Origin of the sequence: Streptomyces sp. SID13726 (genome assembly GCF_010548375.1) — a bacterium.
Taxonomy (GTDB): domain Bacteria; phylum Actinomycetota; class Actinomycetes; order Streptomycetales; family Streptomycetaceae; genus Streptomyces.
Genome location: NZ_JAAGLY010000028.1, coordinates 1 through 17,014, shown reverse-complemented (window position 1 = coordinate 17,014; position 17,014 = coordinate 1). Strand labels below are relative to the sequence as shown.

Genomic DNA, 17,014 nt, shown 5'->3' with positions numbered 1-17,014 from the left:
CATGACCGAGACCCAGCGCAAAATCGGCTTCCTCGTCTGCCTCGTGACGATCGTCCTGGCCGTCCTGGACATGCAGATCGTGTCGGCGGCGACCGTCCCGATCGTCCGCGACCTCGACCCGGAACACGGCATCGACAAGATCCCCTGGCTGGTCAGCGCCTTCTCACTGGCCTCGTCCGCCGTCCTCCCCCTCTACGGCAGACTCTGCGACACCCTCGGCGCCAAGCGGGTCTTCCTCGGCGCGATCGGCGTCTTCCTCGCCGGCTCGGCACTGTGCGGCGCGGCCCGGTCGATCGGTGAGCTGATCGCCGCCCGGGCCGTGCAGGGCATCGGCGCCGGCGGCCTGATGAGCGTGACGATGGTCGTGATCGCCCAGCTCAAGGGCCCCGGCGAGAAGGACGCCAGGGGCGCGGGCATGGGCGGGGTCGTCGCGGGCGGCGGCATGGCGGTCGGCCCGTGGATCGGCGGAGTCCTCGCCGACCACGCGAGCTGGCGCTGGATCTTCTACGTCAACCTCCCGCTCGGCGCCGCTGTCCTGGTCCTCGGCGCCCTGGTCCTGAAGCTCCCCCGGCACACCGGCACCCACCGCATCGACTTCCTCGGAGCCGGTCTCGCCGCCGCGTTCTCCACCGCGCTGCTGCTGATCACCGAGTGGGGCGGCAAGCAGTACGCCTGGGCCTCCCCGCAGATCACCGGCCTGGCCCTGGCCGCGGTCGCCGCGCTCGGCCTGTTCCTGTGGCGCCAGGTCACGGCCGCCGAGCCGATCCTGCCGCTGTCGATGTTCCGGCTCCCCGCACTGCGCTGGGGCTTCGCGGTCCAGGGCCTGGTCGGCGCGGGCATGGTCGGCGCGATGTACTACGTGATGGTCTATCTCCAGGTGGTCCGGGGTGTGGCCAGCTCCTCGGCCGGGCTGTACCTCATCCCCATGGCGGTCGGCATGACGGCCGTGGGCATCCTGGTCGGCCGGCTCACCGAACGCGGCTGGCACGAGCGGACGTTCGTCGTCGCCGGCTCCGCCCTCGGCGCCCTCTCCTTCGCCCTGCTGGCCACCCTGGGCACCGGCACCTCACTGTGGTGGCTGCGCGCCGAACTGCTCCTCGTCGGCATCGCGTTCGGCCAACTCATCGGCCAGGCCATCCAGTTGGTGCAGGAAGCGGCCCCGCGCCACCAGCTCGGCGTCGCCACCACCGCGATCCGCTTCTTCCAGACCCTCGGCACGGCCCTGGGCGCCGCCGTCTTCGGCACCCTCATCACCCGGCTGTACGACGGTCCCGGCACCCCGGCCACCGGCCAGGACCTCGAATCCTGGGTCTCGGCACTGGACACGGTGTTCCTGTGCGGGTCCGGCCTGATGCTCCTGTGCCTGCTGATGGCGCTCCGCCTGCCCAAGTCCCGCCCGCCGACGGCGACTTCGGAACCGACGAGGGAACCGGTGCCCGCGTGACACCGAGCCGAAGGCCCCGCCCGTCACGATGACGGGCGGGGCCTTCGGCGTCGTACGACCATGCCTGGCAGTACTGCTACCGCCTACTTGAGCAGCGCCGGGATCGTCTCCTCGTGCGCCGCCCGCAGCTCCGCCAGGGGAAGCTCGAACTCGCCCTGGAGTTCCACCGATTCACCGTCCACGACACCGATGCGGGTGACGGGCAGGCCCCGCGCGCCGCACATGTCGTTGAAGCGCAGTTCCTCGGAGCGCGGGACCGCCACCACGGCACGGCCCGCCGACTCGGAGAACAGGAACGTGAACGCGTCGAGCCCGTCCGGTACGACCAGCCGCGCGCCCTTGCCGCCGAGCAGCGCCGACTCCACGACCGCCTGGATCAGGCCGCCGTCGGAGAGGTCGTGCGCGGAGTCGATCATGCCGTCGCGGGAGGCGGAGATCAGGATCTCGGCGAGCAGCCGCTCGCGCTCCAGGTCGACCTTCGGGGGCAGGCCGCCGAGGTGGTCGTGGACCACCTGCGACCAGGCCGAACCGCCAAACTCCTCGCGAGTGTCGCCGAGGAGGTACAGCAGCTGGCCCTCCTCCTGGAAGGCGACCGGCGTACGGCGGGCCACGTCGTCGATGACGCCCAGCACGGCCACGACCGGGGTCGGGTGGATGGCCACCTCGCCGGTCTGGTTGTAGAGGGAGACGTTGCCGCCGGTGACCGGGGTCCCCAACTGCTGGCAGGCGTCGGCCAGTCCGCGGATGGCCTCCGCGAACTGCCACATGACAGCGGGGTCTTCGGGCGAGCCGAAGTTCAGGCAGTCGGACACGGCGAGCGGCTTGGCACCCGTGGTGGCGACATTGCGGTACGCCTCCGAGAGCGCCAACTGGGCGCCCGCGTACGGGTCCAGCTTCGCGTAACGGCCGTTGCCGTCCGTCGCGATGGCCACGCCCAGGCCCGTCGACTCGTCGATGCGGATCATGCCGGAGTCCTCCGGCTGGGCCAGCACGGTGTTGCCCTGCACGAAGTGGTCGTACTGCGAGGTGATCCACTTCTTGGATGCCTGGTTGGGCGAGGCCACCAACTGGAGGACCTGCTCCCGCAGTTCGGCACCGGTCGAGGGACGCGGCAGCTTGCCGGCGTCGTCCGCCTGGAGCTCGTCCTGCCAGGACGGGCGGGCGTACGGGCGCTCGTAGACCGGGCCGTCGTGCGCGACCGTGCGCGGGTCGACGTCGACGATCTTGCCGCCGTGCCAGTAGATCTCCAGCCGGTCGCCGTCGGTGACCTCACCGATGACGGTCGCGATGACGTCCCACTTGTCGCAGATCTCCAGGAACCGCTCGACCTTCGCGGGCTCCACGACCGCGCACATGCGTTCCTGGGACTCGCTCATGAGGATTTCCTCGGGAGAGAGCGTCGAGTCACGCAGCGGTACGTCGTCGAGGGTGACGCGCATGCCGCCCGAGCCGTTCGAGGCGAGCTCAGAGGTGGCGCACGAAAGACCCGCCGCACCCAGGTCCTGGATGCCGACGACCAGCTTCTCCTTGAAGGCCTCCAGGGTGCACTCGATGAGGAGCTTCTCCTGGAAGGGGTCGCCGACCTGAACCGCGGGGCGCTTCGACGGCTTGGCGTCGTCGAAGGTCTCGGAGGCGAGGATCGAGGCGCCGCCGATGCCGTCGCCGCCCGTGCGAGCCCCGTACAGGATGACCTTGTTGCCCGCGCCGGACGCCTTCGCGAGGTGGATGTCCTCGTGCCGCATCACACCGATGGCACCGGCGTTGACCAGCGGGTTGCCCTGGTAGCAGGCGTCGAAGACGACCTCGCCGCCGATGTTGGGCAGGCCCAGGCAGTTGCCGTAGCCGCCGATGCCCGCGACGACACCGGGCAGCACGCGCTTGGTGTCGGGGTGGTCGGCCGCGCCGAAGCGCAGGGGGTCCACGACCGCGACCGGCCTGGCACCCATCGCGATGATGTCGCGGACGATGCCGCCGACGCCCGTGGCCGCGCCCTGGTAGGGCTCGACGTAGGAGGGGTGGTTGTGCGACTCGACCTTGAAGGTGACCGCGTAGCCCTGGCCGACGTCGACCACACCGGCGTTCTCACCGATGCCGACGAGGAGGGCGTCGGACTGCGGGGCCTTCTCGCCGAACTGGCGCAGGTGCACCTTCGACGACTTGTACGAGCAGTGCTCGGACCACATGACGGAGTACATGGCGAGCTCGGCGCCGGTGGGTCGGCGGCCGAGGATCTCGACCACGCGCTCGTACTCGTCCTTCTTCAGGCCGAGTTCGGCCCAGGGCAGCTCGACGTCGGGGGTCGCGGCCGCGTGCTCGACCGTGTCCAGAGGCGTCCGGCTCATGCGTTGACCAGCTTCTTGAGGATCGAGGTGAAGAAGGGGAGGCCGTCGGTGCGGCCGGAGCCGATGAGCGGCTCGACGGCGTGCTCCGGGTGCGGCATGAGGCCTACGACGTTCCCGGCCTCGTTGGTGATGCCGGCGATGTCGCGCAGGGAGCCGTTCGGGTTGAAGTCGACGTACCGGAACGCGACCCGGCCCTCGGCTTCCAGCTTGTCCAGCGTGTACTCGTCGGCGACGTACCGGCCGTCCATGTTCTTCAGCGGGATGTGGATCTCCTGGCCCGCGCTGTAGTCGACCGTCCAGGCGCTGGAGGTGTTCTCCACCCGCAGCTTCTGGTCCCGGCAGATGAAGTGGAGGTGGTCGTTGCCGAGCATCCCGCCGGGGAGCAGGTGGGCCTCGGTGAGGATCTGGAAGCCGTTGCAGATACCGAGGACCGGGAGCCCTGCCTTGGCCTGCTCGATGACCGTCTCCATCACCGGCGAGAAGCGGGAGATGGCGCCGGCCCGCAGATAGTCGCCGTAGGAGAAACCACCGGGAAGGACGACCGCGTCGACCTGGTGGAGGTCCTTGTCCTTGTGCCAGAGGGCGACCGGTTCGGCGCCCGCGAGCCGGATCGCGCGCTGGGTGTCGCGGTCGTCGAGGCTGCCGGGGAAAGTGACGACGCCAATACGAGCGGTCACTTCGCGGCCTCCGCGACTTCCTCCACCTTGACGGTGAAGTCCTCGATCACGGTGTTGGCGAGGAAGGATTCCGCAAGATCATGGATGCGGGCGAGCGCGGCCTCGTCGACCGGTCCGTCAACTTCCAGTTCGAATCGCTTTCCCTGACGTACGTCGGAGATGCCTTCGAAACCCAGACGCGGCAGTGCGCGCTGCACCGCCTGGCCCTGGGGGTCGAGGATCTCCGGCTTGAGCATGACGTCGACTACGACGCGTGCCACTGGCACTCCCGGTGGTGTGGTGCTGAGCAGGTTCCTTCAGACTACCCGCACAAAATTTCTACGCGCGTTGAGTTGTAGGAATCTACGTGACGGCCATCACGCACCACCACGGAGGTGGCTGTTCGCGAAAATTTCCGGGAAAGATCTCAGATCGACACCCGACAGCTATTGCGCTCGGACACGCGGAAGGATTTAGTCGAGCTTCACAATGCATTGTCGGGCACTGTACAAATGAATTGGCAACGTGCCGTACGAAGGGACCGATATTCGTGGCGCAGAAGGTCGTGGTCACTCTCTTTGACGACATCGACGGCTCGGAAGCGGCGGAAACGATCGCCTTCGGACTCGACGGCAAGTCGTACGAGATCGACCTGAATCAAGCCAATGCCAAGAAACTGCGTAGGGCCCTGGAGCCGTACGTGGAGGCCGGCCGCAAGCGGTCGAGGTCGGGCAAGGCCTACAAGCAGACCGAGGTCGCTCCCGACCCGGCGGCGGTCCGGGCCTGGGCCCAGGCCAACAAGATGGACGTGCCCGCCCGCGGGCGGATCCCCAAGAAGGTCTACGAGGCGTTCGCCGAGGCCCAGTGAGCACGGCTCCGTGAGCCGCGGCCGACGCCCGGTCATCCGCCCCCCGGGACAACCGACTTGCGTTGCACCCCACCCGGTCAGCTAGAGTCTGGAGCACGCCGAGGGGCAAGGTCGAAAAGGCCCAGCTCACGGAGTACATGCGGGTGTAGTTCAGTAGCAGAACATCCCCCTTCCAGGGGGAAGGCGCAGTGTGCAATTCCTGTCACCCGCTCTGCATCGCCGGTCCGGCCACACTTGTGGATCAGGTAGGATGGTGCTCGCGCCGATCAGTGAGAGCTGGTCGGAGGCAATGCGAACGTAGCTCAGTTGGTAGAGCGCAACCTTGCCAAGGTTGAGGTCGCGAGTTCGAACCTCGTCGTTCGCTCTGAATCAAGCCCCCCAGCTTCTGTCGGGGGGCTTTTTCATGTCCCGTGCACCTTCTGACATTTGTCACACGGAGTGGTGACAGCGCGCACTGCTGTCGCCCCCGGTCCGCCGGGACGCTGAGTTCATGAACACCGACGAACACGAACACGTGATTGAGGTCACCGGCCTGCGACGTGTGTACGGGGGCGGGTTCGAGGCCGTGCGCGGGATCGACTTCTCCGTGCGCCGCGGAGAGGTCTTCGCACTGCTCGGCACCAACGGCGCCGGCAAGACGTCCACCGTCGAACTCCTGGAAGGGCTCGACCGGCCGACCGAGGGGCGCATCCGCGTCCTGGGACATGATCCGTACGCCGAGCGGGCCGCCGTACGCCCGCGTACCGGGGTGATGCTCCAGGAGGGCGGCTTCCCCTCCGAGCTGACCGTCGGCGAGACCGCGCGGATGTGGGCGGGCTGCGTCAGCGGGGCACGGCCACCGGCCGTGAGCGAGCCGAAGGAGCGCGCCGGTGTCGAGGGCGTGAGCACGCGGAGGCCCGAAGGGCTGAGCACGGTCGTGTCCTCCACACCGGCTGGAGCGCCCCGCGGGCGAGCGAGCCGGCGAGCGGAGCAGGTGCTGGAGCTGGTCGGGCTCGCCCGGCGGACCGGCGTACGCGTGAAGCAGCTGTCCGGCGGGGAGCGGCGGCGGCTCGACCTGGCGCTCGCGCTGGTCGGCGACCCCGAGGTGCTGTTCCTCGACGAGCCGACGACCGGCCTGGACGCCGAAGGGCGCCGGGACACCTGGGAGTTGGTGCGGGCGCTGCGGGACCGCGGGACGACCGTGCTGCTGACCACGCACTACCTGGAGGAGGCCGAGGATCTCGCCGACCGGCTGGCGATCCTCCACGAGGGGCGGGTCGCGGCCACCGGGACACCGGCCGAGGTGACCGCCGCCCAGCCGTCGCGGATCTCGTTCGAGCTGCCCGAGGCGTACTTCGTGGGCGATCTGCCGCCGCTCGGAGCGCTCGGGATCTGCGGGCACGAGGTCCACGGGAGGGTCGTACGGCTGCGGACCCGGGAGTTGCAGCGGGCGGCCACCGGACTGCTGGTGTGGGCCGAGCGGGCCGGGGTCGAGCTGCGGCGGCTCGATGTGCGGTCGGCCTCGCTGGAGGAGGCGTTCCTGGGGATCGCGGCGCGCGAGGAGGTGGCGGCGTGAGCCTCCTCACCACACCCACGGGCAGGCTGGGCGCGCTCGCCCGGGCCGAGTTCACGCTGCTCCTGCGCAGCAAGGCCACCCTCGTCACGGCCGTACTGGTGCCGCTCGGGCTGCCGTTCACCCTGCGGTCCGTCGTGGACGGCATGGATGTCGAGAGCTCCGGGCTGAGTGTCGGGCTCGTGCTGCTGCCGGCCGCGATCGGCTTCTCCCTGCTGTTCGGGGTGTACAGCGCCCTGGTCGCGATCCTCACCGCCCGGCGTGAGGAGCTGGTGCTGAAGCGGCTGCGCACCGGGGAGCTGCGGGACTTCGAGATCCTCTGCGGGACCGCGCTGCCGATCGCCGCGACCGGGCTCGTGCAGTCCCTGGTGCTGGTCGCCGGGAGCACGGTCCTGCTGGACGTGCCCGCGCCCCGCGCCCCCCACCTCGCCCTCCTGGGGCTGCTGTCGGGCCTCGTGATGTGCGCGGCGCTCGCCGCCCTGACGGCGGCCGTGACCCGGACCGTGGAGAGCGCGCAGGTCACCGCGGTGCCGTTCACACTGGTCTCGATGAGCCTCTCGGGCGTCATCGTGCCCCTGGAGATGCTGCCCGACCGGCTCGCCTCGGTGTGCGAACTGCTGCCGCTGTCCCCCGTGATCACCCTGATCCGCGGCGGCTGGACGGGCACACTGTCGGTGTACGAGGCTCTCGGCGCCCTCGGTACCGCGCTGGCCTGGACCGTGCTGGCCGTGTTTGCTGTACAGCGGTGGTTCCGCTGGGAACCCCGGCGCTGACGGTACGGGGAGCGGGCAGATGCGCGGGTCAGGTGGCTGGTGGGGGCGGAAGAGCACGCCTGCGAAGGTGGAGACGTACACGCGGTGGTCGTTCCACCTCTTCGCGGTGCTCTATCTCGTGTCGGCCGCGCTGCCGATCCTCGGGGAGCTGACGGGGCCGCTCGCGGGCTGGCTGTTGCTGCTGGTGTGCGCGCACGCCGTGATGTGCGGGGTGACCGCGTCCCGGTCGCTCGACTGGACGCGGGGGCAGCGCGAGCAGCCGCTGCGGACGCTGTGGGTGCTCGGCGCGTTCACCCTCGCCGTCGTCGTCGCGGTGATCGCCGTCGCCCAGTGGGGTCCGGACGACGACGGTCTCGAAACGGCAGCGGGCGCGGTCTTCTCCACCTCGCTGATCTTCGGGGCCGGCATCGGCTCGCTCGGGGTCGGCGGGCGACGGCGCGTGCTCGCGCTCGTGAGCGGCTTCGCCGCGGGCGCCGTGCTCGGTGGCATTCTGCTGGGGCGCCCCCTGCCTCAGGCCCTGGGCCTCGGGGTGGTGGTGCTGATCGCCGCCGGCTTCCTCGCCTTCACCTCCACGTTCTCCGTCTGGCTCCTGGACGCCGTCTACGAACTCGCCGAGGCCCGCGACACCCGGGCCCGGCTCGCCGTCGCCGAGGAGCGGCTGCGGTTCGGGCGGGACCTGCACGACGTGATGGGCCGCAACCTCGCCGTGATCGCGCTGAAGAGCGAGCTGGCCGTACAGCTGGCGCGGCGCGGGCGGGAGGAGGCGGTGGACGAGATGACCGAGGTGCAGCGGATCGCGAGCGAGACCCAGCGCGAGGTGCGCGATGTCGTACGGGGATACCGGGAGGCCGACCTCGGGGCCGAACTCGCCGGAGCGCACGGGGTGTTGACCGCGGCCGGGATCGACTGCGCGGTCACCGGGGAGCCGGCCGGGCTGCCCGCCGAGGTGCAGTCGGCGCTGGGCTGGGTGGTCCGGGAGGCCACCACGAACGTACTGCGGCACGGGGACGCCAAGCGGTGCACGGTGGCCGTACTCATGGAGAGGGAGCGTGTGGTGCTGACCGTGGAGAACGACGGGGCGCCGAAGGCCCCGGGCAGCGGCACCGGCGGGTCCGGGCTCGCCGGGCTGCGGGAGCGGCTCGCGGCGGTGGCGGGGACGCTGGCGGCGGGGCCGGCGAGCGAAGGTGTGTTCCGGGTGGTGGCGCGGGTGCCGCTGGAGGGGGTCTCGTGAGCGTGCGGGTGCTGCTCGCCGACGACGAGCATCTGATCCGGGGGGCGCTCGCCGCGCTGCTCTCCCTGGAGGACGACCTGGCGATCGTCGCCGAGGCGGCCACTGGGCCGGAAGCGCTGGCGATGGCCCGGGCGCACGCGCCCGACGTCGCCGTACTCGATCTCCAGATGCCCGGCGCGGACGGTGTGAGAGTCGCCACATCTCTGCGCGCCGAACTACCGTCGTGCAAGGTGCTGATCGTCACCAGTCACGGTCGGCCCGGGCATCTGAAGCGGGCTCTGGCGGCCGGTGTGCGGGGGTTCGTCCCGAAGACGGTGAGCGCGCAGCGGCTCGCGGAGATCATCCGCACGGTGCACGCCGGAAACCGTTACGTCGACCCCGAGTTGGCCGCCGACGCGATCTCCGCCGGGGACTCCCCGCTGACCGCGCGGGAGGCCGAGGTGCTGGAACTCGCCGCCGACGGGGCGCCTGTGGCGGAGATCGCCGAACGGGCCGCGCTGTCGCAGGGGACCGTACGGAACTATCTGTCGTCCGCCGTCTCCAAGCTCGGGGCGGAGAACCGTCATGCGGCGGTGCGGCTCGCGCGGGAGCGAGGTTGGGTATAGTGGTTCTCGCGCCACGGCGCATGCGAACGTAGCTCAGTTGGTAGAGCGCAACCTTGCCAAGGTTGAGGTCGCGAGTTCGAACCTCGTCGTTCGCTCTGTATCGGCAAAGGCCCCCGGTTCTCACCGGGGGCCTTTCGCGTTACGACCAGCTCGTGCCCGTCAGTCGCTCGTACGCCTCGATGTACTTGGCGCGGGTGCGGTCGACCACGTCCTGCGGCAGCGGCGGCGGAGGCTGCTCGCTCTTGCGGTCCCAGCCGGACTCGGCCGAGGTCAGCCAGTCGCGCACGAACTGCTTGTCGTACGACGGCTGCGCGCGCCCCGGCTGCCACTGGTCGGCCGGCCAGAAGCGGGAGGAGTCCGGGGTGAGGACCTCGTCGGCGATGACGAGGGTGTCCCCGTCGAAGCCGAACTCGAACTTGGTGTCCGCGAGGATGATCCCCCGGTCCCGGGCGATGTCCCGGCCGCGGGAGTAGACGGCGAGGGTCGCCTGGCGCAGCTGGGCAGCGGTGTCGGCGCCGACCTGGCGGGCGACCTCCTCGTAGGAGACGTTCTCGTCGTGCTCGCCGACGGCGGCCTTGGTGGCCGGGGTGAAGATCGGGGCGGGCAGTTCGCTGCCGTCGGTCAGGCCCTCGGGCAGGGCGAGGCCGCAGACCGTACGGGAGTCGTTGTACTCGACGAGCCCGGAGCCGGTGAGATAGCCGCGGGCGACCGCCTCCACCGGGACCATCCGCAGCGACTTGCAGACCAGGGTGCGGCCGGACCAGTCGGCGGGGGCGCCCTCGGGGACGTCGGCGCTCAGGACGTGGTTCGGCATCAGGTCGGCGAGCTGGTCGAACCACCACAGGGACAGCTGGGTGAGGACGCGGCCCTTGTCGGGGATCTCGGTCGGCAGCACCCAGTCGTACGCGGACATGCGGTCGCTGGCGACCATCACGAGGTCGCCCGCCTCGTTCTGGTACAGCTCGCGCACCTTGCCGGTGTGCAGGTGCACCAGGCCCGGAACCTGGAGCGGCTCGGGCTTTTCTACGAATCCGGACACGGTTCCTCCCCGTGGGTATGTCCAACGGGTCGATTGTCCCGTATAGGGGTCTGACCTTGGACTTGGGGTCGGTCAGAGGCTGTGGACGTGAGCTCAGTCACGCTTGCAGATGCGGTCAAGGAGGTTGGCGGTGGCTCGCTGGACGCGGTGGTCGACATGGCCCGGGCGGTCGAGCGCCGGGGACCAGGCGAAGGTGCCGGCGGCGAAGACCAGGGCGCCGGAGGGGGCCCGGTACAGGGACGTCTCCTGGTGGCGCAGGGCGCCCTCGCTGTCGGCGTACGGCGAGTGGGCGAGCAGGATGCGGTCGTCGTGCTCGGGGAGCGGGGTGCGCGGGAAGTAGCGGTCGGCCTCGCCCGCGACCAGGCCGGCGAGTTCGTCGCCTTCGTGCGCTCCGGTCGCCTCCCACAGCCAGTGGTCGGCGTTGCGGACGATCAGGGGGTGCGGCTCGGGCACCCTTCCCGCGTACTGGATGCCGACCAACTGCTGCTCGGGGCGGTCGACTTCGCGCCAGAGCACCGGTTTGCCCGGGCCTCTGCGCTTGCGGCAGGTGAGCAGACGGTCGGGGACGCCGGATGGTGAGGGGCCCAACTCGACCTGCCAGTACATGGTGTTGGCGGACAGGAACACCAGCGAGGTGCCGCTGTCCCGGGCCCGCTCGACCGTACGGCGCATGGCCGTCGACCAGTACTCGTCGTGGCCCGGGAAGACCAGGCCTCGGTAGCGGGTGGGGTCGAGGTGGCCCGCGTGCAGGTCGCGGGCGTCGGCGTAGGCGAGGTCGTAGCCGTAGCGCTCGGCGAAGCGGATGAAGTCGTAGGCGTGGCCGACGTGCATCGGCAGGCCCGCGCCCGCGTACGGCCGGTCGAAGGAGACCGTGGTCGCGGCGTCCTTCTCGCCCAGGAGCCGGCCCTGTTCGTCCCAGGCGTGGTAGAGGCTGGCGCCGATCCGGCCGTCCTCCGGGTAGAGGTTGTACGCCTGCCACGTCACGTCGGGCAGCAGGAGCAGCAGGTCCGCGGGGTGGTTGTCGCGGACCGTGAACGGGATGTGCGAGCGGTAGCCGTCGGCGGTGGTCAGCACGGCGACGTACGCGCCGATGCTCCAGTAGGAGGGGATCTGGAGCCGCCAGGACAGCCACCAGTGGTGACAGGAGACCGTGCGGTCGGCGGTCAGCGGCGGGGGCTGGACGATGCCGGACAGGCGGGGGCTGGTGGTGATCTTCGCCGCGCCGTCGCCGCCGTAGTGGCCGATGCGGTAGATGTCGACGCCGAACTCCTGGGGCGGGTCGACGGTGATGTGGAAGTCGACGGCCTCGCCGGGGGCGACCGCGCCGGTGGAGGTGAAGCCCTTGATCTGGCGGCGGACGTCGTCGGCGGAGCGGGGGGCGCGGGTGGGGGCGGAGCGGGGGGACGGGACGCGCGGGAGGTCCGTGCCCGGGGTGTGCGGGAAGTCGGTGCCCGGGGCGTGTGCCGGGTCCGTCTCCACGTACCAGGGGACCATCTGGCCGGTGTCGTCGAAGTACGTCTCGCTGCCGCGCAGCCACGGGACGGGGCCCTGACCGAAGGGGTCCGTCACGGCGTGCGCGAGTGCTCCCGACTCCCAGCGGCGGATGTGCTCCGGTCCTGGGCCCATCGTCGCTCCCCTCCCTCGTGCCCCCGTCGTCCGTGGTGCCTTGCCTGGTGCTGTGCCGTGGTGCCGTGCTCTGGTGCTGTGCCTCGTGCCGCGTCCGGTGTGTGTTGCGTGCGGTGGCTTGTGCGGTTGCCGTGCGCCTGTCCTATGGCACAAGCTCTTGCCATGTGCGCGATCGGTCCCAGCACATCACATTCCGCACTCAGACTGTCACTGGTCGTTGCGAATTGGCCGAAAGTGGAAGAGGGCGTTCCGGCTGGGGTCAGACGAGGCGGACCGGCTTCTCGGCCCGGATCCCCGACCTGACCAGCCAGGCCTCCAGGGGGGCCGGGTCGCCGTCCTCCACGAGGCTGAGGACGCGGGGGGTCAGATCGGCGGCGCGTTCGCCGTGGATCAGGAGGGACGGGCCGTCGAGCCAGTCCAGGCCGGGGGCGGCCCCCGCGGTGTCGATCGCGGCACAGCAGACCATCGCGGTGACGTGGTCGGTGAGCAGCTCCCGGGCGGTACGTGGGGGCTGGAGCGGGAAGAGGGGGAGGGCTGTGTGGTCCCAGGGGGTGGTGTCGGGGGCGGCCGGGGGGCGGGGGGCTGCGGCCTCCTCGCGGGCGAGTTCTGCGGTGAGGGCGGCGGCGAGGGTTTCGGCTTCGGGCCTTGGGGTGGGGGTGGGGGTGGCGTCTTCGGGGGTGGGCTCGGTGTGGGTGTCAGTGTCGGTGCGGGTGTGGGTGTGGGCGGCTGCGGGGGTGTCTGTCCCGTTGTCCTGTGGGCCCTCTGAGCCCTGTGAGCCCTGTGAGCCCTGTGAGCCCTGGGAAGCCTCGACCGGCGCCGTGTCGGCGAGGTCGTCGCCGTTGTCGCTGCCGGTACCGCTGCCGTCGGCGTCGGCGTCGCCCAGCCCGGCCGGCAGGACAGGCTGAGGGCACGACAGGTGGGCCAGGACCCGGGAGAGGGTGGGCGCGTCGGATTCCGGGGTCGTGGTGCCCGGGGTGCGGCTCACTCCCTGGGCGTCCAGGACTCGGTGGAGGCGGGCCGCGTCCAGGCGCCACTTCCGGTCCACGACCTCCTCCGGGTACTCCTGCCAGTCCACCGGGGACCAGTCCGGGCCGTTCTCCGCGGGGCCGCCGTGGAAGAGGCGGGCGGCGAGCAGGGAGGCGGCCTCGTCGACCGCGCCGGGCTCTTCGAGCAGGTCGCAGGCGGGTCGCTCGCCGAGCCGGGAGGCGAACCCCTCGGCCAGACGGTCACGGCGGGACAGCTCGGTGAGGGCGGCCACCACCCCCGCGTCCAGCCGGGAGGGCCAGCGGCCCATCCGCCAGGCGGGCAGCGCGACCCGGGTCAGCAGCCGGTCCCAGCCCGCGTAGGCGAGGCCCACCTGTTCCTGGGCGACGATCCTGAGTCCGTAGTCCACAGCCTGTGCACGCTCGGCGGCCGCGGCGGCGACCCCGCGCTCCATCAGCGTCGCGTGCTCACGGCAGCTGCGCAGCAGGAGCCGGGCCACCGAGGCCACGCCCACGCAGAGCAGCCGGGTGAGCGGGCAGCGGCCGGAGTTCGACCCGACGGCCACCGCCGCGTCCAGTCCCCGTACGAAACGGCGGGCCGCGGCTATGTCCGGGTGCGCCGAGGGACCCGTACCGGCGACGACCGGCGCGAGGACCGCGCGCAGCTCGCCGACGCGCATCCACCACAGGAACGGCGAGCCGATGACCAGCACCGGTGCCGCGGGAACCCGGCGGTGGGAGCCGCGGACGCCCGCTATCTCGTCGTCCCGGCCCTCCTGCGGGGGCGGGCCGTGGGCGGGGTGGGTGCGGTCCTCCAGCCAGCTGTCGCAGTCCGGGGTGAGCGCTATCGCGGAGGGCGCGGGGACGTCCAGCCGGTCGGCGAGGTCGCGCACCATCCGGTACAGGTCGGGCGCGGACTCCTCGGCGATCGCCACGGTCGGACTGACGGCGGGCCGGGCCCGCGCCACCACCAGGGCGGCGGCCCCGGCGGCGAGCAGGACCAGTACGCCGAGCGCGCTCATGGCCGGCCGGGCGGTGTCCCAGAACCCGCCCACGAGATGGCCGGTGGAATCCCCGGCGAGCAGCACCACGGCGACGGCCGCGGGCAGCAGCGCCACGGCCAGCGCGCGGCTGCGGACCCGCAGCACGGCGAGAGCCCGGGAACGCGCGGCCTGCGCGCCTGCCTCCACACCCATACCGGTCACGACCGGACCTCACCCCCTCCCTTGCTGTCCTGGCTGCCTGGCTGTCCTGGCGTTGCTCACTCCCCCACTGTGGCACCCACCTCTGACATCGCAATGCCGGTGGGCCAAGTGCCGGACCGCTTGCGCCGCACCCTAGTTGGGCCCCGGGCCCCCGTCAGCCGTATGGGCTCCCGGTCACTCGATGGAATGGCTTTGGGGAAAGGTGGATGACGGACAGCAAAGATCAGGCCCCGAATCCTCTGACGGATCCGGGGCCTGTCGGGTTTATCTGCTTTCGGGCTTTCTCCGGCGGGTGCGGGGGTCTGCTGACCGGTACGGGGCCGGAGGGCTCGACCTGGGGTGCCGTTGCCGTCGGGCGACGGCTCAGGCCTCGGAGGCCGCCTTCGCCGCGATGTCCGTACGGTGCTGGGAGCCGTCGAGCCCGATCCGGGCCACCGCCCGGTACGCGCGCTCGCGGGCCTCCGTGAGGTCCTTGCCGGATGCCGTGACCGACAGGACGCGGCCACCGGCGCTGACGACGGCGTCGCCGTCCCGCCTGGTGCCCGCGTGCAGGACGTAGGCGTGCGGGGCGTCCTCGGCGGCCACCTCGTCGAGGCCGGTGATCGGGTCGCCGGTGCGCGGGGTGCCGGGGTAGTTGTGCGAGGCGACGACCACGGTGACCGCGGCCTCCTCGCTCCAGCGCAGCGGAGGCAGGTCCTCGAGGTTGCCGCTCGCGGCGGCGAGCAGGACGCCGGCCAGCGGGGTCTTGAGGCGGGCCAGCACGACCTGGGTCTCCGGGTCACCGAAACGGGCGTTGAACTCGATGACCCGCACGCCCCGAGAAGTGATCGCGAGACCGGCGTAGAGCAGACCGGAGAACGGGGTGCCGCGGCGGCGCATCTCGTCGACCGTCGGCTGGAGGACGGTGTCGAGCACCTCCTGCACGAGCTTCGGGTCGGCCCACGGCAGCGGGGAGTACGCGCCCATGCCGCCGGTGTTCGGGCCCTCGTCGCCGTCGAGCGCGCGCTTGAAGTCCTGCGCGGGCTGGAGCGGCAGCACGGTGTCGCCGTCGGTCACCGCGAACAGGGAGACCTCGGGGCCGTCGAGGAACTCCTCGATGACGACCCGCTCGCAGGCGTTCGCGTGCGCCTTGGCCTGTTCGAGGTCGTCGGTCACGACGACGCCCTTGCCGGCCGCGAGACCGTCGTCCTTGACGACGTACGGGGCACCGAAGGCGTCGAGGGCCTCGGCGACCTCCTCGGGGGTCGTGCAGACATAGGAGCGGGCGGTCGGCACTCCCGCCGCGGCCATGACGTCCTTCGCGAAGGCCTTGGAGCCCTCGAGCTGCGCGGCCTCCCCGGACGGACCGAAGACCGGGATGCCCGCCTCGCGCACGGCGTCGGCGACCCCCGCGACGAGCGGCGCCTCCGGGCCTACGACGACGAGGTCGACGCCGAGTCGCCGCGCGAGCGCGGACACGGCGGCACCGTCGAGCGCGTCGACCGGGTGCAGCTCGGCGACCTCGGCGATGCCGGCGTTGCCGGGAGCGCAGTGCAGGGCGCTGACGTCGGGGTCGAGGGACAGGGAGCGGCACAGGGCGTGTTCGCGGGCGCCGGTACCGATGACGAGGACCTTCACGGGGGTCAGCCTAACGGGGTTTTTGTGGGGGCTTCCTAAGGGGTGGGCGGAGCGGAGTCGTAGGTTTCTCCAAGTGTGGGGTGGGCGAGGGGCCTTGTGCTTCTCCGCCGGGTCACCTGGTTGTCGGGGAACTGCCCTGGTGCTGTCTGCCCGTTGGGCTCCGGGAGGAGGGCTCCCCTTCTCCCGTACGCCTGCTCGTTACGCCTATTCGTTGGTGAACTCCTCCATCACCGTCGCTCCGAGTTCCCGCACGATCAGTTCGCGGCCTGAGAGAGCCGACTCGTTGAGGTCGGGGTCGTCGTCCTCGGGGATGTCGTCCTCGATGGAGACGGGGGGTGGGGGCGGGGGGTCGGCCGGGGAGGGCTGGGGGGTGGGGGCGGAGGAGGTGGGGGTCGGGGAGGGCTGGGTGTGGGTGGGGGCCGATTGCGAGGGGGGTGTCTGGGTGTGGGCCTGGGGGGTGGGGCTGCCGTAGCCGCCAGTGCCTCCGGGGCTGCCGGGGCCGCCGAAGTTTCCGGTGCCTGCGGTGCCTGCGGTGCCGTAGCCGCCGGGGGTGGCGCCTCCGCCGTAGCCTCCGGCTCCGCCTCCGCCGCCGTTGAAGCCACCGGGGGCCGCGGGCGCCGAACCGCCGCCGCCCGACGTGTCGACGATCGCCTCGACCTTCCACTGCACGCTGAACTGCTCGGAGAGCGCCTGCCGCAGTACTTCCTCGCTGCCGCTGCTCGCGAAGTTGTCGCGGGCACCGGCGTTGACGAAGCCGAGCTGGAGGGTGGTGCCGTCGAAGCCGGCCACGTGGGCGTTCTGGCTGAGCAGGATCCAGGTGAAACGGCGACGGTTCTTGACCGCTTCGAGGATGTTGGGCCAGAGCTGGCGGGGGTCGATGCCGCCGGTCGGGGGCGTGTAGCCGGTTGGGGCGGGGCCGGAGGCCGCGGGGGTGGGCTGGTGCGCTGCCGGGGCCTGTCCCTGGGCCGGGGCGGCGGGGGGTTGGTGGGGCGAGGGTGCCTGGGGCTGGCCGCCGCTGCCCGCCGGGGTGGCGGTGGGCCAGCCGCCGGGGCGTCGGCCACCGCCGACGGGGG

At 71.5% G+C, this 17,014-nt stretch carries 13 protein-coding genes, 3 tRNA genes and 1 pseudogene; 9 read left to right on the top strand and 8 right to left on the bottom strand.

Annotation, left to right across the window (positions count from 1 at the left end):
- The first annotated feature begins 1 nt into the window (after window position 1).
- A complete protein-coding gene (locus G3I78_RS40660) occupies window positions 2-1,444 on the top strand; it encodes an MFS transporter (RefSeq protein ID WP_164434355.1) in 1,443 nt (480 codons plus the stop codon).
- Between the two features lie 83 nt (window positions 1,445-1,527).
- On the opposite strand, the gene purL is transcribed toward G3I78_RS40660, so the two are convergent.
- From purL to purS, 3 genes are read right to left on the bottom strand one after another with little or no spacing between them, the layout of a single operon-like run.
- Window positions 1,528-3,786, bottom strand: a complete 2,259-nt coding sequence (gene purL, locus G3I78_RS40655; protein WP_164434354.1) for a phosphoribosylformylglycinamidine synthase subunit PurL — start codon at window positions 3,784-3,786, stop codon at window positions 1,528-1,530.
- Window positions 3,783-4,463, bottom strand: coding sequence for a phosphoribosylformylglycinamidine synthase subunit PurQ (gene purQ / locus G3I78_RS40650; protein WP_079310179.1), 681 nt, complete (start codon window positions 4,461-4,463; stop codon window positions 3,783-3,785). The genes purL and purQ overlap by 4 nt, the downstream gene beginning before the upstream one ends.
- Window positions 4,460-4,723 carry a phosphoribosylformylglycinamidine synthase subunit PurS gene (purS, locus tag G3I78_RS40645; RefSeq protein ID WP_015659417.1) on the bottom strand — a complete coding sequence of 88 codons (264 nt, stop codon included), beginning with the start codon at window positions 4,721-4,723 and terminating at the stop codon, window positions 4,460-4,462. The genes purQ and purS overlap by 4 nt, the downstream gene beginning before the upstream one ends.
- A gap of 269 nt (window positions 4,724-4,992) precedes the next feature.
- Between purS and G3I78_RS40640 the strand changes: the two genes are divergently transcribed.
- The 8 genes from G3I78_RS40640 (at window position 4,993) to G3I78_RS40605 (ending at window position 9,566) form a co-directional block, all read left to right on the top strand.
- The gene (locus G3I78_RS40640) at window positions 4,993-5,310 is read left to right on the top strand and encodes an Lsr2 family protein (protein WP_164434353.1); all 318 of its coding nucleotides are present in this window, start codon (window positions 4,993-4,995) and stop codon (window positions 5,308-5,310) included.
- A 139-nt stretch (window positions 5,311-5,449) separates the two neighbouring features.
- Window positions 5,450-5,521 (top strand) — tRNA-Gly (locus tag G3I78_RS40635).
- Window positions 5,522-5,601: 80 nt separating this feature from the next.
- Window positions 5,602-5,674 (top strand) — tRNA-Gly (locus G3I78_RS40630).
- 126 nt (window positions 5,675-5,800) lie between these two features.
- A complete protein-coding gene (locus G3I78_RS40625) occupies window positions 5,801-6,865 on the top strand; it encodes an ABC transporter ATP-binding protein (RefSeq protein ID WP_164434351.1) in 1,065 nt (354 codons plus the stop codon).
- The gene (locus G3I78_RS40620; protein WP_164434349.1) at window positions 6,862-7,635 is read left to right on the top strand and encodes an ABC transporter permease; all 774 of its coding nucleotides are present in this window, start codon (window positions 6,862-6,864) and stop codon (window positions 7,633-7,635) included. The genes G3I78_RS40625 and G3I78_RS40620 overlap by 4 nt, the downstream gene beginning before the upstream one ends.
- A 19-nt stretch (window positions 7,636-7,654) precedes the next feature.
- The gene (locus G3I78_RS40615) at window positions 7,655-8,866 is read left to right on the top strand and encodes a sensor histidine kinase (protein ID WP_164434347.1); all 1,212 of its coding nucleotides are present in this window, start codon (window positions 7,655-7,657) and stop codon (window positions 8,864-8,866) included.
- Window positions 8,863-9,471: a response regulator transcription factor gene (locus G3I78_RS40610; protein WP_164434345.1), complete on the top strand. Its 609-nt coding sequence runs from the start codon at window positions 8,863-8,865 to the stop codon at window positions 9,469-9,471. The genes G3I78_RS40615 and G3I78_RS40610 overlap by 4 nt, the downstream gene beginning before the upstream one ends.
- 22 nt (window positions 9,472-9,493) lie before the next feature.
- A tRNA-Gly gene (locus G3I78_RS40605) sits at window positions 9,494-9,566 on the top strand.
- A gap of 44 nt (window positions 9,567-9,610) precedes the next feature.
- Here the strand turns inward: G3I78_RS40605 and G3I78_RS40600 are convergent.
- The 5 genes and pseudogenes from G3I78_RS40600 to G3I78_RS40575 all read right to left on the bottom strand — a co-directional run.
- Window positions 9,611-10,510: a phosphoribosylaminoimidazolesuccinocarboxamide synthase gene (locus G3I78_RS40600; RefSeq protein WP_164434343.1), complete on the bottom strand. Its 900-nt coding sequence runs from the start codon at window positions 10,508-10,510 to the stop codon at window positions 9,611-9,613.
- Window positions 10,511-10,603: 93 nt separating this feature from the next.
- A complete protein-coding gene (locus G3I78_RS40595) occupies window positions 10,604-12,136 on the bottom strand; it encodes a N,N-dimethylformamidase beta subunit family domain-containing protein (protein ID WP_164434341.1) in 1,533 nt (510 codons plus the stop codon).
- 259 nt (window positions 12,137-12,395) lie between these two features.
- Window positions 12,396-14,315: a hypothetical protein gene (locus G3I78_RS40585; RefSeq protein WP_203616194.1), complete on the bottom strand. Its 1,920-nt coding sequence runs from the start codon at window positions 14,313-14,315 to the stop codon at window positions 12,396-12,398.
- Between the two features lie 372 nt (window positions 14,316-14,687).
- Window positions 14,688-15,941: a phosphoribosylamine--glycine ligase gene (gene purD / locus G3I78_RS40580; RefSeq protein ID WP_164434337.1), complete on the bottom strand. Its 1,254-nt coding sequence runs from the start codon at window positions 15,939-15,941 to the stop codon at window positions 14,688-14,690.
- 204 nt (window positions 15,942-16,145) lie between these two features.
- Window positions 16,146-17,014, bottom strand: a pseudogene (locus G3I78_RS40575) (DNA polymerase III subunit gamma and tau); the annotation flags it as partial.

What these genes read in the sequence shown, in the direction of transcription:
- G3I78_RS40615 (WP_164434347.1), top strand. Translation starts at nt 7,655, where the DNA reads ATGCGCGGGTCAGGTGGCTGGTGGGGGCGGAAGAGCACGCCTGCGAAG.
- G3I78_RS40625 (WP_164434351.1), top strand. Translation starts at nt 5,801, where the DNA reads ATGAACACCGACGAACACGAACACGTGATTGAGGTCACCGGCCTGCGA.
- G3I78_RS40595 (WP_164434341.1), bottom strand. Translation starts at nt 12,136, where the DNA reads ATGGGCCCAGGACCGGAGCACATCCGCCGCTGGGAGTCGGGAGCACTC.
- G3I78_RS40660 (WP_164434355.1), top strand. Translation starts at nt 2, where the DNA reads ATGACCGAGACCCAGCGCAAAATCGGCTTCCTCGTCTGCCTCGTGACG.
- G3I78_RS40585 (WP_203616194.1), bottom strand. Translation starts at nt 14,315, where the DNA reads ATGGGTGTGGAGGCAGGCGCGCAGGCCGCGCGTTCCCGGGCTCTCGCC.
- purL (WP_164434354.1), bottom strand. Translation starts at nt 3,786, where the DNA reads ATGAGCCGGACGCCTCTGGACACGGTCGAGCACGCGGCCGCGACCCCC.